This window comes from Streptomyces sp. SID8374, assembly GCF_009865135.1.
In the GTDB taxonomy this organism is placed as follows: domain Bacteria; phylum Actinomycetota; class Actinomycetes; order Streptomycetales; family Streptomycetaceae; genus Streptomyces.
This window is the reverse complement of sequence record NZ_WWGH01000001.1, coordinates 2032990-2058518: the sequence shown is the minus strand read 5'-3', so window position 1 is coordinate 2058518 and position 25529 is coordinate 2032990. Positions and strand designations below refer to the sequence as shown.

The 25529-nt window shown below is 70.8% G+C and carries 31 protein-coding genes; 17 read left to right on the top strand and 14 right to left on the bottom strand.

Annotated features, from left to right (window positions below; genetic code table 11):
* Positions 1-9 precede the first annotated feature (9 nt).
* Genes GTY67_RS09260 through GTY67_RS09250 form a run of 3 tightly spaced genes read left to right on the top strand, consistent with a single transcriptional unit; the run spans position 10 to position 2334 of the window.
* Complete coding sequence (locus GTY67_RS09260; protein WP_030563432.1) at positions 10-369, top strand: histidine triad nucleotide-binding protein; 360 nt, start codon at positions 10-12, stop codon at positions 367-369.
* A 26-nt stretch (positions 370-395) separates the two neighbouring features.
* Complete coding sequence (locus GTY67_RS09255) at positions 396-1310, top strand: ribonuclease Z (RefSeq protein WP_161278351.1); 915 nt, start codon at positions 396-398, stop codon at positions 1308-1310.
* 31 nt (positions 1311-1341) lie between these two features.
* Positions 1342-2334 carry an adenosine deaminase gene (locus GTY67_RS09250; RefSeq protein ID WP_161280011.1) on the top strand — a complete coding sequence of 331 codons (993 nt, stop codon included), beginning with the start codon at positions 1342-1344 and terminating at the stop codon, positions 2332-2334.
* Here GTY67_RS09250 and GTY67_RS09245 read toward each other — a convergent pair.
* On the bottom strand, positions 2298-3647 hold the full coding sequence (locus GTY67_RS09245) for an MFS transporter (protein WP_161278350.1): 1350 nt from the start codon (positions 3645-3647) through the stop codon (positions 2298-2300). The two genes, GTY67_RS09250 and GTY67_RS09245, sit on opposite strands and share 37 nt — an antisense overlap.
* 429 nt (positions 3648-4076) lie before the next feature.
* On the opposite strand from GTY67_RS09245, the gene GTY67_RS09240 reads away from it, so the two are divergent.
* From GTY67_RS09240 to GTY67_RS09210, 7 genes are all read left to right on the top strand, one after another.
* The gene (locus GTY67_RS09240; RefSeq protein ID WP_161278349.1) at positions 4077-5339 is read left to right on the top strand and encodes a PfkB family carbohydrate kinase; all 1263 of its coding nucleotides are present in this window, start codon (positions 4077-4079) and stop codon (positions 5337-5339) included.
* 135 nt (positions 5340-5474) lie between these two features.
* The gene (locus GTY67_RS09235) at positions 5475-6539 is read left to right on the top strand and encodes a PhoH family protein (RefSeq protein WP_093693286.1); all 1065 of its coding nucleotides are present in this window, start codon (positions 5475-5477) and stop codon (positions 6537-6539) included.
* A 12-nt stretch (positions 6540-6551) separates the two neighbouring features.
* A complete protein-coding gene (ybeY, locus tag GTY67_RS09230; protein WP_093693287.1) occupies positions 6552-7049 on the top strand; it encodes an rRNA maturation RNase YbeY in 498 nt (165 codons plus the stop codon).
* Positions 7046-8341, top strand: coding sequence for a hemolysin family protein (locus GTY67_RS09225; protein ID WP_093693288.1), 1296 nt, complete (start codon positions 7046-7048; stop codon positions 8339-8341). Before ybeY ends, GTY67_RS09225 begins: the two co-directional genes overlap by 4 nt.
* Complete coding sequence (locus GTY67_RS09220; protein ID WP_161278348.1) at positions 8338-8694, top strand: MmcQ/YjbR family DNA-binding protein; 357 nt, start codon at positions 8338-8340, stop codon at positions 8692-8694. Before GTY67_RS09225 ends, GTY67_RS09220 begins: the two co-directional genes overlap by 4 nt.
* Before the next feature lie 68 nt (positions 8695-8762).
* Entirely contained in the window at positions 8763-9125 is a 363-nt protein-coding gene (locus tag GTY67_RS09215) for a cytidine deaminase (RefSeq protein WP_093693290.1), read from the top strand.
* A gap of 179 nt (positions 9126-9304) precedes the next feature.
* Positions 9305-10324 carry a GTPase Era gene (locus GTY67_RS09210; protein WP_093693358.1) on the top strand — a complete coding sequence of 340 codons (1020 nt, stop codon included), beginning with the start codon at positions 9305-9307 and terminating at the stop codon, positions 10322-10324.
* A 25-nt stretch (positions 10325-10349) separates the two neighbouring features.
* Here the strand turns inward: GTY67_RS09210 and GTY67_RS09205 are convergent, their stop codons facing one another.
* Complete coding sequence (locus GTY67_RS09205) at positions 10350-10616, bottom strand: protealysin inhibitor emfourin (protein ID WP_093693291.1); 267 nt, start codon at positions 10614-10616, stop codon at positions 10350-10352.
* Positions 10617-10717: 101 nt separating this feature from the next.
* The gene (locus tag GTY67_RS09200) at positions 10718-11794 is read right to left on the bottom strand and encodes a M4 family metallopeptidase (RefSeq protein WP_093693292.1); all 1077 of its coding nucleotides are present in this window, start codon (positions 11792-11794) and stop codon (positions 10718-10720) included.
* Positions 11795-12086: 292 nt separating this feature from the next.
* Between GTY67_RS09200 and leuA the strand changes: the two genes are divergently transcribed.
* The 4 genes from leuA (at position 12087) to GTY67_RS09180 (ending at position 16458) form a co-directional block, all read left to right on the top strand.
* On the top strand, positions 12087-13862 hold the full coding sequence (gene leuA, locus GTY67_RS09195) for a 2-isopropylmalate synthase (RefSeq protein WP_093693359.1): 1776 nt from the start codon (positions 12087-12089) through the stop codon (positions 13860-13862).
* 207 nt (positions 13863-14069) lie between these two features.
* Positions 14070-14774 carry a TerB family tellurite resistance protein gene (locus GTY67_RS09190; RefSeq protein WP_093693293.1) on the top strand — a complete coding sequence of 235 codons (705 nt, stop codon included), beginning with the start codon at positions 14070-14072 and terminating at the stop codon, positions 14772-14774.
* A gap of 48 nt (positions 14775-14822) precedes the next feature.
* Positions 14823-15569, top strand: a complete 747-nt coding sequence (recO, locus tag GTY67_RS09185) for a DNA repair protein RecO (protein WP_026241394.1) — start codon at positions 14823-14825, stop codon at positions 15567-15569.
* A gap of 70 nt (positions 15570-15639) precedes the next feature.
* Positions 15640-16458 (top strand): isoprenyl transferase, encoded by an 819-nt coding sequence (locus GTY67_RS09180; protein ID WP_093693294.1) that lies wholly within the window; start codon positions 15640-15642, stop codon positions 16456-16458.
* Between the two features lie 59 nt (positions 16459-16517).
* On the opposite strand, the gene GTY67_RS09175 is transcribed toward GTY67_RS09180, so the two are convergent.
* The 4 genes from GTY67_RS09175 to GTY67_RS09160 form a co-directional block, all read right to left on the bottom strand.
* The gene (locus GTY67_RS09175) at positions 16518-16952 is read right to left on the bottom strand and encodes a transcriptional repressor (RefSeq protein ID WP_030563397.1); all 435 of its coding nucleotides are present in this window, start codon (positions 16950-16952) and stop codon (positions 16518-16520) included.
* 65 nt (positions 16953-17017) lie between these two features.
* Positions 17018-17917 (bottom strand): metal ABC transporter permease, encoded by a 900-nt coding sequence (locus tag GTY67_RS09170; RefSeq protein WP_161278347.1) that lies wholly within the window; start codon positions 17915-17917, stop codon positions 17018-17020.
* The gene (locus tag GTY67_RS09165; protein ID WP_343238656.1) at positions 17917-18789 is read right to left on the bottom strand and encodes a metal ABC transporter ATP-binding protein; all 873 of its coding nucleotides are present in this window, start codon (positions 18787-18789) and stop codon (positions 17917-17919) included. The genes GTY67_RS09170 and GTY67_RS09165 overlap by 1 nt, the downstream gene beginning before the upstream one ends.
* Before the next feature lie 12 nt (positions 18790-18801).
* Positions 18802-19815, bottom strand: coding sequence for a metal ABC transporter substrate-binding protein (locus tag GTY67_RS09160; protein ID WP_161278346.1), 1014 nt, complete (start codon positions 19813-19815; stop codon positions 18802-18804).
* Between the two features lie 176 nt (positions 19816-19991).
* Here GTY67_RS09160 and GTY67_RS09155 point away from each other — a divergent pair, with 176 nt between their 5' ends.
* From GTY67_RS09155 to GTY67_RS09145, 3 genes are all read left to right on the top strand, one after another.
* Positions 19992-21374 carry a glycine--tRNA ligase gene (locus GTY67_RS09155; protein WP_093693297.1) on the top strand — a complete coding sequence of 461 codons (1383 nt, stop codon included), beginning with the start codon at positions 19992-19994 and terminating at the stop codon, positions 21372-21374.
* Between the two features lie 110 nt (positions 21375-21484).
* Positions 21485-21688: a hypothetical protein gene (locus tag GTY67_RS09150; protein WP_093693298.1), complete on the top strand. Its 204-nt coding sequence runs from the start codon at positions 21485-21487 to the stop codon at positions 21686-21688.
* A gap of 187 nt (positions 21689-21875) precedes the next feature.
* Positions 21876-22097 (top strand): DUF6243 family protein, encoded by a 222-nt coding sequence (locus tag GTY67_RS09145; protein ID WP_161278345.1) that lies wholly within the window; start codon positions 21876-21878, stop codon positions 22095-22097.
* Between the two features lie 91 nt (positions 22098-22188).
* Here GTY67_RS09145 and GTY67_RS09140 read toward each other — a convergent pair whose 3' ends face one another.
* The 7 genes from GTY67_RS09140 to GTY67_RS09110 form a co-directional block, all read right to left on the bottom strand.
* Complete coding sequence (locus GTY67_RS09140) at positions 22189-22848, bottom strand: MSMEG_1061 family FMN-dependent PPOX-type flavoprotein (protein WP_161278344.1); 660 nt, start codon at positions 22846-22848, stop codon at positions 22189-22191.
* 248 nt (positions 22849-23096) lie between these two features.
* On the bottom strand, positions 23097-23600 hold the full coding sequence (locus GTY67_RS09135) for a DinB family protein (protein WP_161278343.1): 504 nt from the start codon (positions 23598-23600) through the stop codon (positions 23097-23099).
* A 60-nt stretch (positions 23601-23660) separates the two neighbouring features.
* Entirely contained in the window at positions 23661-24080 is a 420-nt protein-coding gene (locus tag GTY67_RS09130) for a hypothetical protein (RefSeq protein WP_161278342.1), read from the bottom strand.
* Positions 24077-24511, bottom strand: a complete 435-nt coding sequence (locus GTY67_RS09125; protein WP_161278341.1) for a hypothetical protein — start codon at positions 24509-24511, stop codon at positions 24077-24079. Before GTY67_RS09125 ends, GTY67_RS09130 begins: the two co-directional genes overlap by 4 nt.
* A 22-nt stretch (positions 24512-24533) precedes the next feature.
* Positions 24534-24902: a hypothetical protein gene (locus GTY67_RS09120; protein WP_161278340.1), complete on the bottom strand. Its 369-nt coding sequence runs from the start codon at positions 24900-24902 to the stop codon at positions 24534-24536.
* Entirely contained in the window at positions 24899-25210 is a 312-nt protein-coding gene (locus GTY67_RS09115) for a hypothetical protein (protein ID WP_161278339.1), read from the bottom strand. Before GTY67_RS09115 ends, GTY67_RS09120 begins: the two co-directional genes overlap by 4 nt.
* Entirely contained in the window at positions 25207-25470 is a 264-nt protein-coding gene (locus GTY67_RS09110; RefSeq protein ID WP_161280010.1) for a hypothetical protein, read from the bottom strand. The genes GTY67_RS09115 and GTY67_RS09110 overlap by 4 nt, the downstream gene beginning before the upstream one ends.
* Between the last annotated feature and the right edge of the window lie 59 nt (positions 25471-25529).

The following is a 25529-nucleotide window of genomic DNA, read 5'->3' as shown; positions in this document are numbered from 1 at the left end:
CCCGGCCCTATGGCGGGAGAGCCGCAGACCGACTGCCTGTTCTGCAAGATCGTCTCGGGGGACATCCCGGCGACCATCGTCCGCGAGAGCGACACGACCGTCGCCTTCCGCGACATCAACCCGCAGGCCCCGACCCACGTCCTGGTCATCCCCAAGGTCCACTACCCGGACGCCGCCTCGCTGGCCGCCGCCGAACCGCAGATCGCCGCCGACGTGCTGCGCGAGGCCGGAGCGGTCGCCGCCGACGAGAAGGTGGACTCGACCGGCTACCGGATCATCCTCAACACCGGCTCGGGCGCGGGCCAGACCGTCTTCCACGCGCACGCCCACGTCCTGGGCGGCCGCGGCCTCCAGTGGCCGCCCGGATAACACCCGCACCGCAGGAGCGTTTCCCCATGTCCGTACGCGAGCTGGTGGTGCTCGGCACCGCCAGCCAGGTCCCCACCCGGCACCGCAACCACAACGGCTATCTGCTGCGCTGGGACGGCCAGGGCATCCTCTTCGATCCCGGCGAGGGCACCCAGCGCCAGATGCTCCGGGCGGGGGTCGCCGCGCACGACATCGACCGGATCTGCGTCACCCACTTCCACGGCGACCACTCCCTCGGGCTCGCCGGAGTGATCCAGCGCATCAACCTGGACCAGGTTCCGCACCCCGTCACCGCCCACTACCCGGCGAGCGGGCAGCACTTCTTCGACCGGCTGCGGTACGCCACCGCCTACCGCGAGACCGTCCGGCTGACCGAGACCCCGGTCGCCGGAGTCGGCGGGGTCCTCGCCGCGACGGACTCGTACACGCTGGACAGCCACAAGCTCTCGCACCCCGTCGAGTCGTACGGCTACCGCCTCACCGAGCCCGACAGCCGCCGCATGCTGCCCGCCCTCCTCAAGGAGCACGGCATCAGCGGGCCGGACGTCGGCCGCCTCCAGCGGGAGGGCGTCCTCGGCGGCGTCACCCTGGAGCAGGTCTCCGAGCACCGGCGCGGGCAGCGGTTCGCGTTCGTCATGGACACCCGGCTCTGCGACGGGGTGTACGCGCTCGCCGAGGGGTGCGACATGCTCGTCATCGAGTCCACCTTCCTGGACGAGGACGAGAAGCTCGCCACCGACCACGGCCATCTGACCGCAGGCCAGGCCGCCCGGGTGGCGAAGGATTCCGGCGTACGCCACCTGGTGCTGACCCACTTCTCGCAGCGCTACAGCGACCCCGAACTCTTCGAGACCCAGGCCCGCGCCGCCGGGTTCGACGGCGAACTCACCGTGGCGCAGGACCTGATCAGAGTCCCGCTGCCGCCCAGGCACCACCACTGACCCCACCCAGCACCACCGTTTGCGAGACACCGTGCACCTCCCCAAGGCAGAACTCCACCTCCACATCGAAGGCACCCTCGAACCCGAGCTGGCCTTCGCGCTCGCCGAACGCAACGGGGTGACCCTGCCGTACGCCACCACCGACGAGCTGCGCCAGGCCTACCGGTTCGAGGACCTCCAGTCCTTCCTGGACCTCTACTACGCGCTCATGGCCGTGCTGCGGACGGATGAGGACTTCACCGAACTCGCCGACGCCTACCTCGCCCGAGCCGCCGCCCAGGGCGTGAGGCACGCGGAGATCTTCTTCGACCCGCAGGCCCACACCGCCCGTGGCGTCCCCATCGGCACGGTCATCGAAGGGCTGAGCCGCGCGCTGGAGCGCAGCGAGGAGACCCACGGCATCTCCACCCAGCTCATCCTGTGCTTCCTGCGCGACCTCTCCGCCGAAGCCGCCCTCGGCACCCTGGACGCGGCCCGCCCCTACCTCCACCGGATCAGCGCGATCGGCCTGGACTCCGCCGAGGTCGGCCACCCGCCCGCCAAGTTCCGTGCGGTGTACGAGGAGGCCACCGCGCTCGGCCTGCGCAAGGTGGCCCACGCGGGGGAGGAGGGGCCGCCGTCCTACATCGTGGAGGCCCTGGACGTCCTCGGCGTGGAGCGGATCGACCACGGGCTGCGGTGTATGGAGGACCCGGAGCTGGTGGCGCGGCTGGTCGCGGACCGGGTGCCGCTGACGCTCTGCCCGCTCTCCAACGTGCGGCTGCGCACTGTGGACACGCTCAAGGACCACCCGCTGCCGGAGATGGTGGCCGCCGGGCTGCTCTGCACGGTCAACTCCGACGACCCCGCCTACTTCGGCGGGTACGCGGGCGACAACTTCGACGCCGTACGGGACGCCCTCGCCCTGGACCCGGAGCAGCTGCGCACCCTGGCCCGGAACTCCTTCGAGGCGGCCTTCCTCGACCACGACGAGGAGCGCCGGGCGCGCTACCTGTCCGAGGTCGAGGCGTACGCGTTCGACTGACCGGGCCCGCCGTCCGGACCGGCCGTCCGGATCGCGCTGCGCACCAGCCGCCTGCGCCGTACGCGGAGTTCGGTGACGGCCTGCTCCGGTGAGCCGAGCTTCGGCACCGCGCCGGAGAGGCTGCCGGTGGTGGCGGCCAGCAGCGCGGCCGGGGCCCCACCACGGCGGCGGACCGAGCCGGGCACCAGCGGACGGCCACCGGTGTGCAGGGCCACGGCGGTCACGGGCGCGGCGACCAGCAGGGTGGCCGCGCCCAGGATCAGCCCCATCGCCGGGTAACCGGCCTCCTCGGAGAGCACGCTGCCCAGGAGCGGGCCGCAGGCCACACCCACGGAGGAGGCCGAGCCCGCCAGGACCGCCCAGCGGCCGCGTACGTCCAGGGAGGCGGCCAGCCCGATCAGGTAGGAGAGGACCACCGGGTAGACGGTGTTCCACAGGATCTCGCCGGTCGCGAACGAGCCGAGGTCCCGGGCCGAGGAGCTGACCACGATGCTCCCCGCGATCACCACGGTCCCCAGCCCGATCGGCACCGCCCGGCCCACCCGGGCGCCGAGCACGCCTGCGCCCATGACGCCCAGCAGCCCCGCGCCGAGTGCGGCGGCGAACACCGCGCCGACGGTCACCTCGGTCAGCCCCGCCTGGACCACGCCGATGCGGCTGCTGACGCCCCAGAGCGCGTTCTGCGCCATGGACCAGACGAGCATGCCGCCCGCCAGGACGAGACCGGAGCGGCGGTGCGGCAGGCGGCCGGTGATGCGGGAGGTGGACTCCTCGGGTGCGGTGGGGCCGTTCAGCCGGGTGGTCGCGGGCCAGACGAGCAGGGCGACCAGGGCGATGGCGGCGAACGGCAGCCGGTGGCCGCCGCCGAGGTGCGGGATCGTCAGATAGAGGGCGCCCGCCGTGGCGGAGACGGTGAGCAGGCCGAGCGAGGACGTCCGGTGCGGGTCGCGCCGCGCGGCGATCCCGGCCGCCGCGGCCGCCGTCGCCGCACCCGAGCCGAAGCCGCCGACCACCACGGAGGCCACCACCAGCGGCACGGACCCGGCCAGCGCCGCGCAGCCGTACCCCACGGCGGCCAGCACCAGTCCGGCCCGGGCCGGGGTACGGGCCCCGTACCTCTCGACCCGGCCCGCCAGCGTGAACCCGGCACTCGCCGAGCTGAGCAACAGCGCACTGCCGACCAGGCCCGCCTGAGCGGGGGTCAGCCCGAGATGGACGCTGAGGCGGCCGACGATGGTGGGGAGCAGGTAGGAGGCGAGGTAGCCGGCGGTGAACACGGCAACCAAGGGCCACGCGGCACGGCGCGACGACATGGGCGTTCCTGAAGACATGCCTGAGCAGGCAGGGGGGAGGGGGAGGTGACGCGGGCGCGCCCGAGAAGGGCAGCGCGAAGCAAGCGGGGCAATGCGAAAATGCGGGGGGTACGGCGAGATACGCGGGGATACGGGGAGGTACGGCGAGATAAGCGGAAGTGCGGCTCTCGTCGGACAACGTCCCCGAAGGTGCTCGCGGGGCAATTTGTATCAAGCGCTCCCGGCCGACCGAAAGCCGCCCCGATGTGATCTGGGTCACTTATGCGTTTATGCACTCGGAGCCCGGGTAGCAGCGCATGTTTATGCAGGTCAGGATGGCATGCCGGCCCTGCCGCGATCGGCGGGGGAGGCCCCGCCCCTGACCTCGAATCCGGCAGACTGGCCGGATCTCACACTGTCCAGATCTGCCGCACGGCCGGGGAGCGCACGGTGAGCACTGACACTTCAGGGATCGACCCGCTGCTGGCGCTGCGCGCCCCGCAGGACCCCGCCTGCGACGTCTTCCTGACGGGGACGGTCTTCCTCGACATCATCTTCACCGGCCTCGACAGCGCCCCCGTGCGCGGCACCGAGTCCTGGGCCCGCGGGATGGGCTCCAGCCCCGGCGGCGTCGCCAACATGGCCACCGCGCTCGCCCGGCTCGGCCTGCACACCTCGCTGGCCGCCGCCTTCGGCGACGACCACTACGGCGAATACTGCTGGGACGCCCTGGAACAGGGCGAGGGCATCGACCTGTCGATGTCGCGCACCGTCCCCGGCTGGCACTCCCCGGTCACCGTCTCCATGGCGTACGAGGGCGAGCGCACGATGGTCTCCCACGGCCACGAGGCCCCGGCGCCTTCGGCCGCCCCGGGCCAGGCCACCACGGATCAGGCCGCCACCGCCTCGGGCCAGGCCACCACGGACCAGGCCACCGCCGTCCCGGGCAAGGCCACCACGGACCAGGCCACCGCCGTCCCGGGCCAGACGGGCACGGCCGACGCCCCTCCCGTGGACACCCCCGCGAACACCGCCCCGAACCCCGCCTTCCCCCAGTGCCCCCCGCGCGCCCGCGCCGCCATCGCCTCGCTCGTCCCCGGCCGCAGCGAACCCTGGGTGGCCACCGCCGCCCGGCACGGCGCGCTGATCTTCGCCGACGTCGGCTGGGACGAGACCGGCCGCTGGGACCTGGACGCGCTGCCCGACCTGGCGCACTGCGAGGCGTTCCTGCCCAACGCGGAGGAGGCGATGCGCTACACCCGTACCGACTGTCCGCGCGCCGCCGCCCACGCGCTGGCCGAACGCGTCCCGCTCGCCGTGGTCACCCTGGGCGCCGAGGGCGCGTACGCCGTCGACGGCCGCACCGGCACCGGCGCCCAGGTGCCCGCCATCGAGGTGGAGGCCCTCGACCCGACCGGCGCGGGGGACGTGTTCGTGGCCGGGTTCGTCACCGGCACCCTCGCGGGCTGGCCGCTCGCCGACCGGCTCGCCTTCGCCGGGCTGACCGCCGCCCTCTCGGTCCAGGAGTTCGGCGGCTCGCTCTCCGCGCCCGGCTGGGCCGAGATCGCCGCCTGGTGGCAGCGGATCCGCACCTGCGAGAGCCAGGACCCCGCCGCGCTGGAGCGGTACGCGTTCCTGGAGGAGCTGCTCCCCGCCACGGCCCGCGCCTGGCCGCTGCGGCGCGCGGTCCCCACGATCGGCTTCCGGCAGTGAGCGGGACGCGTCGTACACACGGGCGGTAAAAGCACTCTGCGTTGTCACTGCCAGGTCGTAGGCTGGGTAATCCAGAGGTTGTCGAGCAGCGAGAACCCTGCAACGGGAGGTATGCGCAGGCCCGAGGGCCGGCCCATGACTCAGACACCCACACAGCCGCAGGCGCGTGCCCAGATCCGGATCCCGGCCGCACACCCCATGGTGATGCTCCTCGGATCGGGTGACTCGCTGTTGCGCGTGATCGAAGAGGCCTTCCCGGCGGCCGACATCCATGTCCGGGGCAACGAGATCAGCGCCACGGGCGAGGCGGCCGACGTCGCCCTCATCCAGCGCCTGTTCGACGAGATGATGCTCGTGCTCCGCACCGGAGCGCCGATGACGGAGGACGCAGTGGAACGGTCGATCGCCATGCTCAGGGCGGCCGGCACCGGCGAGGGAGACCCCCAGGGCGAGACACCCGCCGAGGTGCTCACCCAGAACATCCTCTCCAACCGCGGCCGCACCATCCGCCCCAAGACGCTCAACCAGAAGCGGTACGTCGACGCGATCGACGAGCACACGATCGTCTTCGGGATCGGTCCCGCGGGCACCGGCAAGACCTACCTGGCCATGGCCAAGGCGGTCCAGGCGCTCCAGTCCAAGCAGGTCAGCCGGATCATCCTGACCCGCCCCGCCGTCGAGGCGGGGGAGCGGCTCGGCTTCCTCCCGGGCACGCTCTTCGACAAGATCGACCCGTATCTGCGCCCGCTCTACGACGCCCTGCACGACATGCTGGACCCCGACTCGATCCCGCGCCTGATGGCGGCGGGCACGATCGAGGTGGCGCCGCTGGCTTATATGCGGGGCCGGACCCTGAATGACGCGTTCATCATCCTCGACGAGGCGCAGAACACCAGCGCCGAGCAGATGAAGATGTTCCTCACCCGCCTCGGCTTCGACTCCAAGATCGTCATCACCGGTGACATCACCCAGGTCGACCTGCCGAGCGGGACCAAGAGCGGGCTGCGGCAGGTCCAGGAGATCCTGGAGGGCCTGGACGACGTGCACTTCTCCCGTCTCACCTCCCAGGATGTCGTCCGGCACAAGCTCGTCGGCCGTATCGTCGACGCGTACGAGAAGTACGACAGCCGAAACGGTCAGCAGGACGGTCAGGCGGACGGCCGCGAAGACGGCCGACGCGACCGCCGAAAAGGGAAGTAGTCGCAGCGCACCATGTCGATCGACGTCAACAACGAGTCCGGAACCGAGGTCGACGAGCAGGCGATCCTCGACATCGCCCGCTACGCACTGGCCCGGATGCGGATCCACCCGCTGTCCGAGCTCTCGGTGATCGTGGTGGACACCGACGCCATGGAGCAGCTGCACATCCAGTGGATGGACCTCCCCGGTCCGACCGATGTCATGTCCTTCCCGATGGACGAGCTGCGTCCGCCGGCCAAGGACGAGGAGGAGCCCCCGCAGGGGCTCCTCGGTGACATCGTGCTCTGCCCGGAGGTCGCGAAGAGGCAGGGCGAAGAGGCGCCGACGCAGCACTCCATGGACGAGGAGCTCCAGCTCCTGACCGTCCACGGAGTGCTGCACCTGCTGGGGTACGACCACGAGGAGCCGGACGAGAAGGCCGAGATGTTCGGCCTCCAGGCCGCCATCGTGGACGGCTGGCGCGGTGAGCAGGGGCTCACCGGAGCGTCCCCCGCCCCCACCGTCTCGTGATCGCGCCCCTGATCACCGGCGCCGTCCTGCTGGTCGTCGTCGGCTGGCTGGCCGCCTGCGCCGAGGCGGGCATCGCCCGTACGTCGAGTTTCCGGGCGGACGAGGCGGTCCGGGCCGGGCGGCGCGGCAGCGCGAAGCTGGCGCAGGTCGCCGCCGACCCGGTGCGCTATCTCAACGTCGCCCTGCTGGTGCGGGTCGCCTGCGAGGTGTCGGCCGGGGTGCTCGTCACCTACGTCTGCCTCCAGAAGTTCCCGGAGACCTGGGAGGCGCTGGCCTTCGCGATGGGCGTGATGGTCCTCGTCAGCTATGTCGCCGTCGGGGTCTCGCCGCGCACCATCGGCCGCCAGCACCCGCTGAACACGGCGACGGCCTCGGCGTACGTCCTGCTGCCGCTGGCCCGGATCATGGGCCCGATCCCGCAGCTGCTGATCCTCATCGGCAACGCGTTCACCCCCGGCAAGGGGTTCCGCAAGGGCCCGTTCGCCAGCGAGGCCGAGCTGCGGGCCATGGTCGATCTCGCCGAGGCGGAGTCGCTGATCGAGGACGACGAGCGCCGCATGGTGCACTCGGTCTTCGAGCTGGGCGACACCCTGGTGCGCGAGGTGATGGTGCCCCGCACCGACCTGGTCTCCATCGAGCGCTACAAGACGATCCGTCAGGCCCTCACCCTCGCCCTGCGCTCCGGCTTCTCCCGGATCCCGGTCACCGGCGAGAACGAGGACGACATCGTCGGGATCGTCTACCTCAAGGACCTGGTCCGCAAGACCCACATCAACCGCGAGTCCGAGGCCGACCCGGTCTCCACCGCGATGCGCCCCGCCGCCTTCGTCCCCGACACCAAGAACGCCGGGGACCTGCTGCGCGAGATGCAGCGGGACCGCAGCCATGTCGCCGTCGTCATCGACGAGTACGGCGGCACGGCGGGCATCGTCACGATCGAGGACATCCTGGAGGAGATCGTCGGCGAGATCACCGACGAGTACGACCGCGAGCTGCCGCCCGTCCAGGAGCTGGAGAACGGCTGCTACCGGGTGACCGCCCGCCTCGACATCGGGGACCTCGGCGACCTCTTCGGACTCGACGAGTACGACGACGAGGACGTCGAGACCGTCGGCGGACTGCTCGCCAAGGCGCTCGGCCGGGTCCCGATCGCCGGTGCGTCGGCCGTCGTCGACCTGCCCGACAGCCGCAAGCTCCGGCTCACCGCCGAGTCCCCGGCCGGCCGCCGGAACAAGATCGTCACGGTGCTGGTGGAGCCCCAGGAGAAGGAAGCGGAGACGGAGGCGGTATGACGCCCGAGCGGCTGCGCGCCTTCTGCCTGGAGTTCAACGCGAGCGTGGAGGAGTTCCCCTTCGGCCCGGAGACCTCGGTCTTCAAGGTGCTCGGCAAGCTGTTCGCGCTCACCACGCTGGACGCCCGGCCGCTGACGGTCAACCTCAAGTGCGACCCGGACGAGGCGATCCGCCTGCGCGAGGAGTACCCGGCGGCCGTCGCGCCCGGCTGGCACATGAACAAGCGCCACTGGAACACGGTGACCGTCTCCGGCGTCCCGGACAAGCTGCTGCGCGAGCTGATCGAGGACTCCTACGACCTGGTCGTCGCCGGCCTCCCGAAGGCGGAGCGGCTCCGGCTGGACCGGCCGTAGGACGTACGCGTACGAGAGGGGCCGGGGCGCTTGGTCCCGGCCACCCGGCCGCTTCGTATGCTCGTGCCATGACCGACACCACCAACGCCGCCGGCCTCGACGCCGAGGACCGCAAGATCGTCACCCTGGCGCGCAGCGCCCGCGCCCGCAACGGGGTGGCCGAGGGCGCCGCCGTACGCGACGAGACGGGACGTACGTATGTGGCGGGCACCGTGGAGCTGGAGTCGCTGAAGCTGAGCGCCCTGCGGACCGCCGTCGCGATGGCCGTCGCCAGCGGCGCCACCTCGCTGGAGGCCGCCGCCGTGGTCTCCGCCGCCGAGACCCCGGCCGACGAGGACCGTGCCGCCGTACGGGACCTGGGCGGGCCGGAGACCCCGGTGTTCCTCGCGGGCCCGGACGGCACGCTGCGGCTGCGGGTCACGGCGGGCTGACGGGACGGGTCCGGGGGACGATTCCGTACGGCCTCGCGGCGCGCGCCGCGGCCGGACCCTTCCGGCGTGCCCCCGGCGTGCCTTCCGGCGCCTTCGCAGGGCCCTTCCGCCCGCCCCTCCGGCCCGCCCGGGCGGACCGCTGTACGGGAGCGCCGCCGCGATCGGGGAGAATGGTCGCCATGAGCGCTCGCCCGAACCAAGAATCCGCTGCCCCGCAAGCGGAGACCACCTCCCCCCACCGGGCCGGCTTCGCCTGCTTCGTGGGCCGCCCCAACGCGGGCAAGTCCACCCTCACGAACGCTCTGGTCGGTCAGAAGGTGGCGATCACCTCCAACCGCCCCCAGACCACCCGGCACACCGTGCGCGGCATCGTGCACCGTGACGACGCGCAGCTGATCCTGGTCGACACCCCCGGCCTCCACAAGCCGCGCACGCTCCTCGGCGAGCGGCTGAACGACGTGGTGCGCACCACCTGGGCCGAGGTCGACGTCATCGGCTTCTGCCTGCCCGCCGACCAGAAGCTGGGTCCGGGCGACAAGTACATCGTGAAGGAGCTCGCGGGGATCAAGAAAACCCCCAAGATCGCCATCATCACCAAGACCGACCTGGTCGAGTCGAAGGCGCTGGCCGAACAGCTCCTCGCCGTCTCCGCCCTCGCCGACGAGCTGGGCTTCGAGTGGGCCGAGATCATCCCGGTCTCGGCGGTCGAGAAGGAACAAGCGGCGGGACGCAGTCCCTCGGACAAGGGCGGCGGTGGGCGAGGGGCAGGCCAGGTGAGCCTGCTCGCCGACCTCATCGCCCCGCTGCTCCCGGAGAGCCCGCCGCTCTACCCGGAGGGCGACCTCACCGACGAGCCGGAGATGGTCATGGTCGCGGAGCTGATCCGCGAGGCCGCGCTGGAGGGCGTACGCGACGAGCTGCCGCACTCCATCGCCGTCGTGGTCGAGGAGATGCTGCCGCGCACGGACCGTCCGGCGGACAAGCCGCTGCTGGACATCCACGCCAACGTCTACATCGAACGCCCCAGCCAGAAGGGCATCATCATCGGCCCGAAGGGCAAGCGGCTGAAGGAAGTCGGCACGAAGTCGCGCAAGCACATCGAGGCGCTGCTCGGCACGCCCGTCTTCCTGGACCTGCATGTGAAGGTCGCCAAGGACTGGCAGCGCGACCCGAAGCAGCTGCGGAAGCTGGGCTTCTAGCCGCGCCCGGACAAGTGCGCCGGTCTCACGCGCCCTCCTTGAGGACGCGTGAGACCAGCGTGCGCTGGGCCCCGGTCAGATCGGGGTCAGCGCAGTACACGGTGCGGTCCCCGACCGTGATCCGGTAGCGGAACCCGTCCGGCACCCCGGACGGCGGCGCGTCCGGGGTGGTGGCGAGGACCTCCTCGGCGAGCGACTCCCACTCCACCGCGTCCTGACTGCCGTCGGTGTCGACCTCGTGGTGGCGGGAGATGCCGGCGAAGCCGCCGGTGCGGGTGACCTGAATACGCATGGGGTCCTGTCTGGCCGGGGGCGGTCGAACGCTGGGGGCCTGCCTCGTGGGCCTGCCCGCCTACGCGATGAGCCTGCCCTCCTCCGTGGTGGCCACGCCCCCTACTCCGTCTCCACCCCCACCTCGGACCAGGCCTTCAGCACGGCCTCCTTCTCGCCGCGCTCCCCGAAGCGGTCGCCGGCCGCCGCGACCGTCAGCCTGGCGAACTCCGCGAAGTCCGCGGTGGCCGTCAGCACGCCGCCGGTCAGCACGTCGAACCAGATCTGCCCGGCCCGCTCCCAGGCGTTGCCGCCCAGTGCGGTGGCCAGGAGGTAGAAGGCGCGGTTGGGGATGCCGGAGTTGATGTGGACCCCGCCGTTGTCCTCCTCCGTCTCGACGTAGTCCTCCATCGACGCGGGCTGCGGGTCCTTGCCGAGCACATCGTCGTCGTACGCCGTGCCCGGGGCCTTCATCGACCGCAGGGCGTCCCCGCTGACGCGCGGGGCCAGCAGCCCGGCGCCGATCAGCCAGTCGGCCTGCTCGGCGCTCTGGCCGAGCGAGAACTGCTTGACCAGAGCGCCGAAGACGTCGGAGACGGACTCGTTGAGCGCGCCCGACTGGCCTTCGTAGCGCAGGTTGGCGGTGTACTGGGTGAGGCCGTGGGCCAGTTCGTGGGCGATGACGTCGATGGCGTAGGTGAAGTCGAGGAAGATCTCTCCGTCACCGTCGCCGAAGACCATCTGCTCGCCGTCGAAGAACGCGTTGTTGTACTCGTGGCCGTAGTGGACGGAGCCGATGAGCGGCAGGCCCTTGCCGTCGATCGAACTGCGGCCGTAGGCGGAGAGCAGCAGTTCGAAGGTGGCGCCGAGTCCGGCGTACGCGCGGTTGACGCTGGCGTCCGAGGTGGGCTTGTCGCCCTCGTCGCGGACCTTGGTGCCCGGCAGGGATGTGCCGTTCTCGCAGTCGTACAGGGTGCGGTGGGGCTTGGTGGGGACCGCGCCCGCCGTGGGGGTGGCGGGCGCGGCGGCGAGGGCCGTCAGCCGACGGCGGTTGCGGCGGAGGCCGTCGGCCTCCAGGGTGCGGCGGGCCGGATCGGCGAGCCGGGCGTCGCCGGAGTGCGACAGCTTGTCGAGGACGTGGGGCGGCACGATGGTGCAGAAGACGGGGTGGGGCCCGTCACCGTTGGTTCGAGGGTGCATGAAACGACTGTGGCACTCCGTCACCGCACTGTCACCGGTTGCGACGATGATTGACGAAATGGAGTGATGAGTCATCGTTTTCCCCTCATCGATGCCCGGTCCCGCATACTGATACGGACCGACACCCCGGGCCACCCTCGGCTAGGCTCGTCGCATCATGCGTTTCGGGCTGCTTCTCCTTAGCTGCCGCGGCGAGGGTCTGTAGTCGTAGGCCGACCCCCTCCCCGCGGAGTCTGGTGTTGCCACGACACCGTCGGCCGACCCCATGTCGGACCCCGAGGAGCCTTACGTCATGACCGCCGTGAACCCCGCGAGCAACGCTGTGGGCCGCCCCACCCCCATCACCAACGCGACGCAGCTCCAGAAGCCGTCCGGGATGCCGGTCCACAAGTACCGCGGTTACGAGGCCGTGGACATCGCCGACCGCACCTGGCCGGACAACCGGATCACCGTGGCGCCCCGCTGGCTGTCCACCGATCTGCGCGACGGCAACCAGGCGCTGATCGACCCGATGTCGCCGGCCCGCAAGCGCGAGATGTTCGACCTGCTCGTACGCATGGGCTACAAGGAGATCGAGGTCGGCTTCCCGTCCTCCGGCGAGACCGACTTCGCCTTCGTCCGCTCCATCATCGAAGAGGGCGCGATCCCCGAGGACGTGACGATCTCCGTCCTGACGCAGGCCCGCGAGGAGCTGATCGAGAGGACCGTGGAGTCGCTGGTCGGCGCCCGCCGGGCCACCGTCCACCTGTACAACGCCACCGCCCCCACCTTCCGCCGCGTCGTCTTCAGGGGCTCGCGCGAGCAGGTCAAGCAGATCGCGGTGGACGGTACGCGGCTGGTCATGGAGTACGCCGAGAAGATCCTGGGCCCCGAGACGGTCTTCGGCTACCAGTACAGCCCGGAGATCTTCACCGACACCGAGCTGGACTTCGCCCTGGAGGTCTGCGAGGCGGTCTGTGACGTCTGGCAGCCCGAGGAGGGCCGCGAGATCATCCTGAACCTGCCCGCCACCGTGGAGCGCTCCACGCCCTCCACCCACGCGGACCGCTTCGAGTGGATGTCGCGCAACCTGACCCGCCGCGAGCACATCTGCCTGTCGGTCCACCCGCACAACGACCGGGGTACGGCGGTGGCGGCGGCCGAGCTGGCGATCATGGCCGGTGCCGACCGCATCGAGGGCTGCCTGTTCGGCCAGGGCGAGCGCACCGGCAACGTCGACCTGGTCACCCTGGGGATGAACCTGTTCTCGCAGGGCGTGGACCCGCAGATCGACTTCTCGCAGATCGACGAGATCCGCCGCACCAGCGAATACTGCAACCAGATGGAGATCCACCCGCGCCACCCGTACGCGGGCGACCTGGTCTACACCGCCTTCTCCGGCTCCCACCAGGACGCCATCAAGAAGGGGTTCGACGCGATGGAGAAGGACGCGGCGGCCCAGGGGAGGACGGTCGACGAGATCGAGTGGGCCGTGCCGTACCTGCCGATCGACCCGAAGGACGTCGGCCGCTCCTACGAGGCCGTCATCCGCGTCAACTCGCAGTCCGGCAAGGGCGGTATCGCGTACGTCCTGAAGAACGACCACAAGCTGGACCTGCCGCGCCGGATGCAGATCGAGTTCTCCCGGATCATTCAGGCCAAGACCGACGCCGAGGGCGGCGAGGTCACCCCGACGCAGATCTGGTCCACCTTCCAGGACGAGTACCTCCCGAACGCCGGGAACGCCTGGGGCCGCATCCAGCTCCGCTCCGGCCAGACCACGACCGACACCGACGGCACGGACACCCTGACCGTCGAGGCCACCGTCGACGGCGTGGACACCGTCCTGACCGGATCGGGCAACGGCCCGATCTCCGCGTTCTTCGAAGCGCTCCAGGCCACCGGCATCGACGCCCGGCTGCTGGACTACAGCGAGCACACGATGAGCGAGGGGGCCAGCGCCCAGGCCGCCTCGTACATCGAGTGCGCGATCGACGGCAAGGTGCTGTGGGGCATCGGCATCGACGCCAACACCACCCGCGCCTCGCTCAAGGCGGTCGTCTCGGCGGTCAACCGCGCCTCGCGCTGATCCGGCCGGACGCCCCCGTCGTACGGAGGTCCGCTTCGACCCCGTACGGCAGCAGTCCCGGAACCCCGACCGTCCGCTCCGGGCGGTCGGGGTTCGGCCATATTCCGAGGGTTGTGGCCTCCGGGCTACTGACGCCGCATCGTGGATGTGGCTAACATCACGTCCAACACACGGCAATGTTGCCGGAGCGTTACGGAGGTGTGCGACGTGCGGTCAGCCAAAGGACAACGCGCTCTGAGGCCGGTCTTCTGCGGCATCCGCACGGTCTGGGACGCCGTCGGCGACGGCGCTTTCTTCTGCCCCGGCTGCGGCGGCGACCGCAACTACCGCCGCCTGACCGGCCGCCGACGGCTCACCGTCCTCGGCATCCCGCTGGCCCGCCGGGGCGAGACCGGGCCCGTCGTGGAGTGCGCCGCCTGCCGCGCCCGCTTCGCCCCTGACGCCCTGGACCACCCCACCACCACCCGGTTCTCCTCGATGCTCCGGGAGGCCGTCCACACCGTCACCCTGGCCGTCCTCGCGGCCGGCGGGACCACCTCCCGTACGGTCCTGGACACCGCCGTCGGGGTCGTACGGGACGCCGGACTCGACGACTGCACCCAGGAGCAGCTGTACACCGTGGTGGAGGTGCTCGCCGCCGACACCGGCTACGGCTCCGGGTCCGACCCGGCGGCCGAGGCGTGCGGCCCGACCCTCGCCATCGAACTCCACGAGGTCCTGGCCCCGCTCGCCCCGCACCTGGCCACCGCCGGCCGCGAGTCGGTCCTCCTCCAGGGCGCCAGGATCGCGCTCGCCGACGGCCCCTACAGCCCGGCCGAGCGCGAGGTCCTGACGACGGTGGGCGGTGCCCTGAAGCTCCCGTCCGACGACACCGCCCGCCTGCTCGCCGCAGCGGCCCGCACGCCCTCCTAGGGGCTCCTGAAGGCGAACGGCCGTCCGGGTGTGCGCGACAATGGCCCCATGAGCTTGTTCCGGGACGACGGCGTCGTGCTGCGTACGCAGAAACTGGGCGAGGCCGACCGGATCATCACGATCCTGACCCGGGGCCACGGCCGGGTCCGCGCTGTCGCCCGGGGGGTGCGCCGCACCAAGTCCAAGTTCGGCGCCCGCCTGGAGCCCTTCTCCCACGTCGACGTGCAGTTCTTCGCCCGGGGCAGCGAGCTGATCGGCCGGGGCCTGCCGCTCTGCACCCAGAGCGAGACCATCGCCCCGTACGGCGGCGGGATCGTCGCCGACTACGCCCGCTACACGGCGGGCACCGCGATGCTGGAGACCGCCGAGCGGTTCACCGACCACGAGGGCGAACCGGCCGTCCAGCAGTATCTGCTCCTCGTCGGCGGCCTGCGCACCCTCGCCCGGGGCGAGCACGCGCCCCATCTGATCCTGGACGCGTTCCTGCTGCGCTCGCTCGCGGTGAACGGGTACGCGCCGAGCTTCGAGGACTGCGCCAAGTGCGGAATGCCGGGTCCCAACCGGTTCTTCTCCGTCGCGGCGGGGGGCGTCATATGCGGTGACTGCCGGGTCCCCGGCAGCGTCGTACCCTCGGCACAGGCACTCGAACTGCTGAGCGCGCTGCTCAGCGGCGACTGGGCGACGGCGGACGCGTGCGAGGCGCGTCATGTCAGGGAGGGGAGCGGGCTGGTGTCCGCCTATCTGCACTGGCATCTGGAGCGCGGCCTGCGCTCGCTGCGGTACGTGGAGAAGTGACGCGGGCCCTGAAGCACGTCAAGCGGCGACGCGGTTCGTAAAGAAGTGACACAGGGAGACTGAGAACCTCATGGCAGTACGCGGGATCCTCGGCGGCCGTAACCGGCGCACGTACAAGACCCCCGAGCCGCACCCCTCGGGCGCGACGCCTCCGAAGATCCCCGGCGAGCTGGTGCCCCAGCACGTCGCCGTCGTGATGGACGGCAACGGCCGCTGGGCCAAGGAGCGGGGTCTGCCCCGCACCGAGGGCCACAAGGTCGGTGAGGGCGTCGTCATGGACGTCCTCAAGGGGTGCATCGAGATGGGCGTCAAGAACCTCTCGCTCTACGCCTTCTCCACGGAGAACTGGAAGCGCTCGCCGGACGAGGTGAAGTTCCTGATGAACTTCAACCGCGACGTGATCCGCCGCCGCCGCGACGAGATGGACGAGCTCGGCATCCGGATCCGCTGGGTGGGCCGCATGCCCAAGCTGTGGAAGTCGGTCGTCCAGGAGCTCCAGGTCGCCCAGGAGCAGACCAAGGACAACGACAAGATGACGCTGTACTTCTGCGTCAACTACGGCGGCCGCGCCGAGATCGCGGACGCCGCGCAGCGCCTCGCGCAGGACGTGGCGGCCGGGAAGCTGGACCCGTCCAAGGTCAACGAGAAGACGTTCCAGAAGTACATCTACTACCCGGACATGCCGGACGTGGACCTCTTCGTGCGCCCCAGCGGCGAGCAGCGCACCTCGAACTACCTGATCTGGCAGAGCGCGTACGCCGAGATGGTCTTCCAGGACGTTCTGTGGCCGGATTTCGACCGCCGGGACCTGTGGCGGGCCTGCCTGGAGTACGCCCAGCGCGACCGCCGCTTCGGCGGGGCGGAGGCGGTGGAGGCCGGCGGGAAGTGACGTGGAAGGAGGGCGGTCCGGTACACGTACCGGACCGCCCTCCTCCTACGTTCGCGCGTTTACTTCTTGCTCGCGGCGCACTCCGCACAGGTGCCGAAGATCTCGACGGTGTGCGCGACGTTCACATAGCCGTGCTGGGCGGCGATCATCTCGGCCCACTGTTCGACCGCGGGCCCTTCGACCTCCACCGCCTTGCCGCAGAGCCGGCAGACCAGGTGGTGGTGATGGTCACCGGTGGAGCACCGCCGGTAGACGGCCTCGCCCTCGGTGGTGCGCAGGACGTCGACCTCACCCGCGTCCGCGAGGGACTGGAGGGTCCGGTAGACCGTGGTCAGGCCCACGGAGTCGCCGCGGTGCTTGAGAACGTCGTGCAGCTCCTGGGCGCTGCGGAACTCGTCCACCTCGTCGAGGGCCGCCGCCACCGCCGCCCGCTGCCGGGTGGACCGGCCGCGTACCGGCGCTGCGTTCGTGCCACTGATCGGCGCCGTGGCCACAGGTGCCTCCTCGTGTCGCCCGTACATGTGTCGGGCCATTGTGCCAGCCCGCCCGGGCGCCGCACTCAAACGCGCACGTCACCCGAGGACCGGCGGGCCGCCGGTACCTCCAGGGTGCACTCGGCCCCCTTCGCCTCGCTCGCCCGGGCCCGCCGTTTCGCCAGCGGGGCGGCGAGCGCGGTCAGCGCGACGAACACCGCGATGGCCAGCAGCACGATGGTCGCGCCCGGCGGGACGTCCTGGTAGTACGAGGTCACCGTGCCGGTCAGGGTCACCGCCGTGCCGATCACCACGGAAAGCACGAACGTCACCTTGAAGGACTTGGTGATCTGCTGCGCGGCCGCCACCGGCACCACCATCAGCGCGCTGACCAGCAGCAGCCCGACGACCCGCATCGCGACGGTCACCGTCACGGCCGCCGTGACCGCGACCAGCAGGTTCAGCACCCGCACCGGCAGCCCGGTCACCCGGGCGAACTCCTCGTCCTGGCTGACCGCGAACAGCTGCCGCCGCAGCCCCACGGTGACCAGCACCACGAAGGCCGCCAGCACGCAGATCGCGATGACGTCGGAATCGGAGACGGTGGAGAGCGAGCCGAAGAGGTACGAGGTCAGGTTGGCGTTCGACCCCGTGTCGGAGAGGTTGATCAGCATCACGCCGCCCGCCATGCCCCCGTAGAAGAGCATCGCCAGGGCGAGGTCGCCGCGCGTGTGCCCGTACCAGCGGATCAGCTCCATGACGACCGCACCGGCCACCGCGACGGCGGTGGCCATCCAGACGGGGCTGGTGGAGAGCAGGAAGCCGAGGCCGACGCCGGTCATCGCGATGTGCCCGATGCCGTCGCCCATCAGGGCCTGGCGGCGCTGCACCAGGTAGATGCCGATGGCGGGCGCGGTGATGCCGACCAGGACGGCCGCGACGAGCGCCCGCTGCATGAAGGGAGGGTTCAGGAATTCGAGGAACATCAGGTCAGCAGTCCCGTCCGTACGGGCTCGGCGGCCGCGTGGGGGTGTACGTGGTCGTGGCCGGGCAGCGCGTGCTGGCCGAGCGCCTCGGGCGGCGGCCCGTCGTGCGTCACGCAGCCGTCGCGCAGGACCACGGCCCGGTCGATCAGCGGCTCCAGCGGGCCCAGCTCGTGCAGCACGAGGAGCACGGAGGTGTTCAGGGCCACCTGCTCGCGCAGGGTCGCCGCCAGGATCTCCTGGCTGGCCAGGTCCACCCCGGCCATCGGCTCGTCCATGATCAGCAGCTCCGGCTCGGCGGCCAGGGCGCGGGCGATCAGGACCCGCTGGTGCTGCCCGCCCGACAGGGCGCTCACGGAGTCCTTGGCGCGGTCGGACAGGCCCACCAACGCGATGGCCCGGTCCACGGCCGCCCGGTCCGCCTTCCCGGGCCACCGCAGCCGCGTACGGGCCAGCCGGCCCGAGGCGACGACCTCGCGGATGGTGGCGGGCACCCCGCCTGCGGCCGTGGTGCGCTGGGGCACGTAACCGATCCGGCCCCACTGGCGGAAGCGCCGCAGCTCGGTGCCGAACAGTTCGACGGAGCCGCCGGTGAGCGGGACCTGGCCGATGGCGGACCGTACGGCGGTGGACTTGCCGGACCCGTTGGCGCCGAGCAGGGCGACGACCTCGCCGCGGCGCACGGTCAGGTCCACCCCGCGCAGCACGGGACGCGCCCCGAGGGTGGCCGTGGCGCCACGCAGGCTGACGACGGCCTCGCGGGCGCCCGCAGGGCCGCCAGGGGTGCCCGCGGGCACAGGCCCGCGGGTGGTGCCCGCAGGGCCGCCAGTGGTGCTCTCACGCTCCGGCATGAGCGCCTCCGATCCGAACTTCACAAGTGGTGCGGGTCACTTCGCGCCGAGTGCCTTCTGCAACGCGGCGAGGTTGGACTCCATGACCTCGATGTAGTCAGCGCCCTTGGACTTCTTCGTGATTCCCTCCAGCGGGTCCAGGACGTCCGTCTTGAGACCGGTGTCCTTCGCGAGGGTCTTCGCCGTCCTGTCGCTGGCGAGCGTCTCGAAGAAGACCGTGGTGGCCTTCTCCTTCTCCGCGACGGTGTGGAGCTCCTGGATCCGGGCGGGGGTCGGCTCGGCCTCGGGGTCGATGCCCGCGATGCCCTGCTGGGTGAGCCCGTAGCGCTCGGCGAGGTAGCCGAAGGCGGAGTGGGTGGTGATGAAGGTCTTGGTGGCGGTGTTCTTCAGCCCGGCCTCGTACGCCGTGTTCAGCTTGTCCAGCTCGCCGACGAGGGCCTCGGTGTTCTTCTTGTAGTCGGCGGCGTGGTCGGGGTCGGCCTTCTCCAGGGACTTCCCGACACCCTTGGCGACCTCGGCGTACTTCACCGGGTCCAGCCAGATGTGGGGGTCGGCGCCGCCGTCCTCGCCGTGGTTGTGGCCGTCGCCCTCTTCGTGGGCCTCTTCCTCGTGGCCGTGCTCGTCCCCGTGCTCGTCCTCGTGCTCATGGTCGTGGCCGCTGACCTCGGCGCCGTGGTTCTCCAGCGTGGTGAGGGTCGCGGCGTCGACGGTGTTCTTCACACCGGACTGCTTGATCGCGTCGTCCACGGCGGGCTGGACGCCCTTGAGGTACAGCACGTAGTCGGACTCGCTGATGGAGCCGATCTGGCGGGGGGTGAGCTCCAGGTCGTGCGGCTCCACGCCCGGCTTGGTGAGGCTGGTGACGGCGACGTGCTCGCCGCCGATCCGCTCGGCCAGGAACTGCATCGGGTAGAACGACGCGGTCACCTTGAGCTTGTCGCCGTTGCCTCCGTCCGCTGCGTCGGAGGTGGAGCAGGCGGAGAGAGCGGTCAGACCGAGGACGACTGCTCCGGCGACGGCGGTGGTGGGTATGAGGCGGCGTACGTTCATGACAGTCATTTTCAACAAAAGTGGAAACGATTGTCAACAAGGCTGATGAGATGCCCGGAAGATCACATAGCGGCTGCCGGGCGGCTCCTCGCGCCCGCACCGATTTGATCCAGGGGGTGCGCGCGCCGGTAACCTGAATCATTCGCCGTTCGTCATCGTCGTATGAAGAGAGCACCGTGGCCGCCGACAAGATCGACACCATCGTCAGCCTGAGCAAGCGCCGTGGCTTCGTCTACCCCTCCAGTGAGATCTACGGTGGCCAGCGCGCCGCCTGGGACTACGGGCCGCTGGGCGTCGAGATGAAGGAGAACCTGAAGCGCCAGTGGTGGCGCTACATGGTCACTTCGCGCGAGGACGTGGTCGGTCTCGACTCGTCGGTCATCCTGGCCCCGGACGTCTGGGTCGCCTCGGGCCATGTCGCCACCTTCTCGGACCCGCTGACCGAGTGCACCTCCTGTCACAAGCGCTACCGCGCCGACCACCTGGAGGAGGCGTACGAGGAGAAGCACGGCAAGCCGCCGGTCAACGGCCTCGCCGACCTCAACTGCCCCAACTGCGGCAACAAGGGCACCTTCACGGAGCCCAAGGAGTTCTCGGGCCTGCTCTCCACCCACCTCGGCCCCACCCAGGACTCCGGCTCCATCGCCTACCTGCGCCCCGAGACCGCCCAGGGCATCTTCACCAACTTCGGCCAGGTGCAGCAGACCTCGCGCAAGAAGCCGCCGTTCGGCATCGCGCAGGTCGGCAAGTCCTTCCGGAACGAGATCACTCCGGGCAACTTCATCTTCCGGACCCGTGAGTTCGAGCAGATGGAGATGGAGTTCTTCGTCAAGCCGGGCGAGGACGAGGAGTGGCAGCAGTACTGGATGGACCAGCGCTGGAACTGGTACACGGACCTCGGCATGCGCGAGGAGAACATGCGCTGGTTCGAGCACCCGAAGGAGAAGCTCTCCCACTACTCCAAGCGCACCGCGGACATCGAGTACCGCTTCCGCTTCGGCGGCAGCGAGTGGGGCGAGCTGGAGGGCGTGGCCAACCGCACCGACTACGACCTCAAGGCCCACTCCAAGGCCTCGGGCACCGACCTCCAGTTCTACGACCAGGAGGCCGGCGAGCGCTGGACGCCGTACGTCATCGAGCCCGCGGCCGGTGTCGGCCGCGCGATGCTGGCGTTCCTGCTGGACGCCTACATCGAGGACGAGGCGCCCAACGCCAAGGGCGTCATGGAGAAGCGCACCGTGATGCGCCTCGACCCGCGCCTGGCGCCGGTCAAGGTCGCGGTCCTGCCGCTCTCCCGCAACCCGCAGCTCTCGCCGAAGGCCAAGGGCCTGGCGACGGACCTGCGCAAGAACTGGAACATCGAGTTCGACGACGCGGGCGCCATCGGCCGCCGCTACCGCCGCCAGGACGAGATCGGCACCCCGTTCTGCGTGACCGTCGACTTCGACACCCTGGACGACAACGCGGTGACCGTGCGCGAGCGCGACACGATGAAGCAGGAGCGCGTCTCCCTGGACCAGATCCAGGCCTACCTCGGCGCCCGCCTGGTCGGCTGCTGACGCTCCCGTACGCCTCTGTAGGCGCGTGAGGCCCCCGGTTCCGGGTACGGAACCGGGGGCTTCGTCGTACAGTCCACCGGAGCCCCCGCCGCCGTCCCGGGAGGTACGCGATGCCGTCGATCACCACCAGCAAGGTCACCAGATGGGACCAGCACGGCCGTGAACACGTCGTGCAGGTACGGAAGTCGGGCATGTCGCGCGAGCTGACGTGCTCCACCTGCGGCTGGCGCCGCTCCGCGCAGTTCCTGCCCTGGCTGAAGGCCCAGGAGCACCTGACCGAGGCCCACCAGGCGACGGTCGACCCGACCGCCTGAAAATCTGGTGCGGGGTGCTCCGGCAGCGGGGTACCGTTCCGGCATGTCTTCGTTCTTCCAGATCTACGAGTGAGAGCGCGGCGGGGGTCCGACCACCCGCCGCCCACCGGACCGGCGGATCGACCGGATCGATCTCGATCACCCGATCACTTCCTTCCTCACTTCTCACCACGAACGGGAGAACGCCGTGGCCAAGAGCCGCAACAACCTTCTCGGCGTCGGCGGACAGCGCAAGAAGCTGTCCCGCGCCGAACAGCAGGGCGCGGGTTCCGCGCGAGGGGCCGACCGCAAGGCGGCCGAGGACAAGAAGCAGGAGCTCGTACGCAAGATGCGCGAGCGCGCCGAGGCCCAGGCGGCCACGACGGCCGCCGAGCCGGGCGGGCAGGACACGCCGCCCGCGCAGAGCTGACGCCTGAGCGGTAGTTCGTACGAAGGTGGGCCCGGATCACGGATGATCCGGGCCCACCGCCGTACGGGCCGCCGCGCGCTTGAGCGCCCCGTCACTCGTACCGGTACTTCAGCGAGTCCGCCTCCACCTGTTCGATGTCGGCGATCGTCAGCTCCGGCATCCGCAGCTGGGCCAGTGTGACCTCGGCCGAGGTCGGCTGGGCGTCCGCGGGCAGCCACTGCTCCGGCTTCCAAGCCCCGCTGCGCAGAAGGGACTTGGGGCAGTGGGGGTAGACCTCCTCGATCCCGACCACCAGCGCACTGGCCGGCGGCTTGCCCACGGCGGTCAGCTGGGAGAGCAGCTCCGGCCGGGTGGAGACGCAGGCCCGGCCGTTCACCCGGAGCGTGGTCGTGCGCCCGGGGATGAGGAACAGCAGCCCGGCCCGTCCGGTGGCGATGACGTTCTGCAAGGTGTCGAGGCGCTTGTTGCCGGTCGCGTCCGGTATCGCCACCGTCCGCGCGTCCAGGACGGAGACGAACCCGGCGGGGCCGCCGCGCGGGGAGACGTCGCAGTTGCCCTCGGCGTCCGCGCTGGCGACCAGGACCAGCGACGAGCAGCCGATCAACCGCTGCGTCTGCTCGGTGAGTTCGGTCATCTGCTTGCGTACGGCCGCGGCGCCGGGAAGCTCGTACGCCTGGCGCAGCGCCTCCTGGTCGCGCATGGCGTCGTGGCGGAGCGAGTCGAAGGCGCTGCCGGTAAGGGATGTCGTCATACGTGTGACCCTAACGAGCCGTCCGGTGATCGAGGCGGACCCCTGCCTCCGGCCACCGGCGGCACGCCTTCGGCGCCGGTCTGTACGGAGCGCTGGGCATCGCCCCCGAGGACCACACGGTCCGCGCGGCCCACGACGCGGAGTGCCTGGGCTTCTACGGGGTGCCGCAGGCCGACCAACGCGGAGTGGGCGTCGTGGGGATCTCTTTCGGTTGCGCCGATGGCCAAGATCCACTTTCGCGACAGGGTCTAGCCGGTCGTGCCGTCAAGCATCTCGCGCAGGATGTCCAGATGGCCGTTGTGGCGGGCCGTCTCCTCGGTGAGGTGGAGGAGGATCCAGCGCAGGTCGACGTGGAGGCCGTCGCGGATGGTTCCCACGGCCCGCTCGTCCAGGTCGTGTGCGGCGACCAGTTCGCGGTAGCGGGCGCTCTGTTCCGCGTACTCCTCCAGCAGCTGCGTGAGCGGGAAGCCGACGGCGACGCGCATCTCGCGGTCGGGGTCCTCGTCCGTCATGGGGGACCGGTCCTCCTCGCCGAGGAAGACCACCTCGAACCAGTAGTTCTCGACCCAGCGGAGGTGGTTGATCACTCCGCTCATGGTCATCAGCGGTGAGCCCGGCAGGAGCGCCTTGCGTTCGTTCTCCGGGGAGACGCCGGCGCACTTGGCGCGGGCGGTCTCCCGCGCGTAGTCGAGAAACGTGGTGAGCTGGGTGCGATCGTCCCACGCGGGCGGTGTGTCATCGATTCCGGTCATCGCGCGAAGCGTCCCCGATCACCGCGCCCGCTGTCGAAGTTTTTACCGCCGGACCCCGGCCTAACCCGCCCCGCCCCCTTCCCTGCGCTCGGGGAACAGATGGGGGTGCTGCTCCGCGAGGACCCGCATGATCGCTTCGTCGGTGGGGTCGGTGACCTCCCAGCTGTGCCCGGACGGGTGCCGGGCGAAGAGTCCGCACGCCTCGCCACGGGAGTCGAGGGCGGTACACCAGGGGAGGGGCACCAGTTCGGTGCGTTCGGTGTTCCACCGCGCCCAGACGGCGCCGCCGTGCCGACCGCCCTCCTCCCACAGCATCGCCGCGTGATCGGTGTCCTCGTGGTCCTGGTGGTTTTCGTGGCCCTGGTGTTCCTCGCCGAGTTCGCAGAGGAGGTGTCCGGGTTCGGGGCGGTGTCCGGGGATCGACAGGGCGATCACGTGGTCCGGGGGCGGGAGCAACACAACGGCGGTGCACTGGTTCATGGTTGGGGCCGCTCTCGGGGATCGTCGTTCACGTCGCCGGAGGTGACCGGTCCGGCGAGCAGGTCGCCGAGCGGGTCGGTCACGTCCCAGGAGTGGGGTGCGGTGTGGCGGTCGAAGAACGCGCACTGCAACACGGAGTCGGTGGCGAAGGTGCGGAGTACGGCGGGGCACCAGGGCACGGCCGCGATCCGGTGGACGCGGTCGGTGCCGCTGCCGGTCCAGAAGAACCAGAGGGCGGGCCGGTGGGGCGCCTCGGCCGGTGAGAGGAGTGCGGCGTGCTCGGTGTGGGTGTCGTGTTCTGCGAGTTCGCACAGGAGGTGGTGGTCCGGGGTGAAGACGCTTGGCGGGTCGTCGGGCCCGCCGTCCATGGTGACGAGGGCGGTCAGCACGTCGCTGAGGGGAGCCCGGGTCACGGCGGTGCATTGCAGCACGTCGGTCTCTTCCGTGGAGGGCCTACAGATGGTCGGCCAGGCGGCCGCGCCACCCGGCGAGGGTCAGGCTGAGCCCGACCGCCGGGTCGACGACGGTGAGCAGCAGGGGGAATCCGGCTTCGAGGGCCCGTATCGCGTCGTCCTGGCGGGGGCCGTCGGTGGCCCAGAACCGCAGCCTTTCGGGTGCGTCGGAGCCGTGGAAGCGGACGGGCCGTACGTCGCCGGGTGAGGCGTCCCGTACGGCACTTCCGTGTCCGTCGGCGAGGCGGAGGGCCTGTCTGCGGAGCCAGAGGAGGGCGAGCCGCCGGTTGCGTACGGTGACTCCGCCGAGCGAGGCGAACCGCTGCCCGACGGTCACGGTGATCTCGGCGGCGTAACTCGCGCGCCTCACGCGGCACGCTCGTGGTCGCCGTGCCGGATCAGGGCCTTGAGCCGTTCGGTCGCCGCCTCGATCTCCTCCACCATGGCGGTGCGGGCCGCGAACCGGTCGTGGAGCGCCGCGTCCAACTCGGCGCAGAACAGGGCCCGGTAGGCGGGGTCGGACTCGATGCGTACGAGTTCGGCGAAGGGGGTTTCCCGAACGGCCGGGCGCCGGGTGAGCGCCCACATGAGCCGGGGGAGCCGGAGCCGCAGATGTACCTCTGCGGCCCCCAGGGCGAGGGCGAGCCGAACCCGTGACCGGGCGAGGGGCCTGCTCACAGCACCTCACCCCGACTGCGGGCGTTGGCCCGCGCGGTACGGGCGCGGAGCAGCTCTATGGGAAGCGCGGGGCGTACGTGCCGGGGCTCCACCTCCCACTCGCGCCCGCCGCCGACGGGGCGCAGGGACCAGTAGAGGCCGGCGACCCCTCGGAACTCGCCGACGCGGTTGCTGCGGCTGGTGTCGGCCAGGAGGGTGCCGGGGGCGGGCAGGTCAGGGGGTGGTTCCTCGGGAATCGGACGAGCGTTCACGCCGTACATCATTCGCGCCTCTCTGTAGCTGAACGGCTACCGGGGCGATTCAGAGTGACCTACCGTGA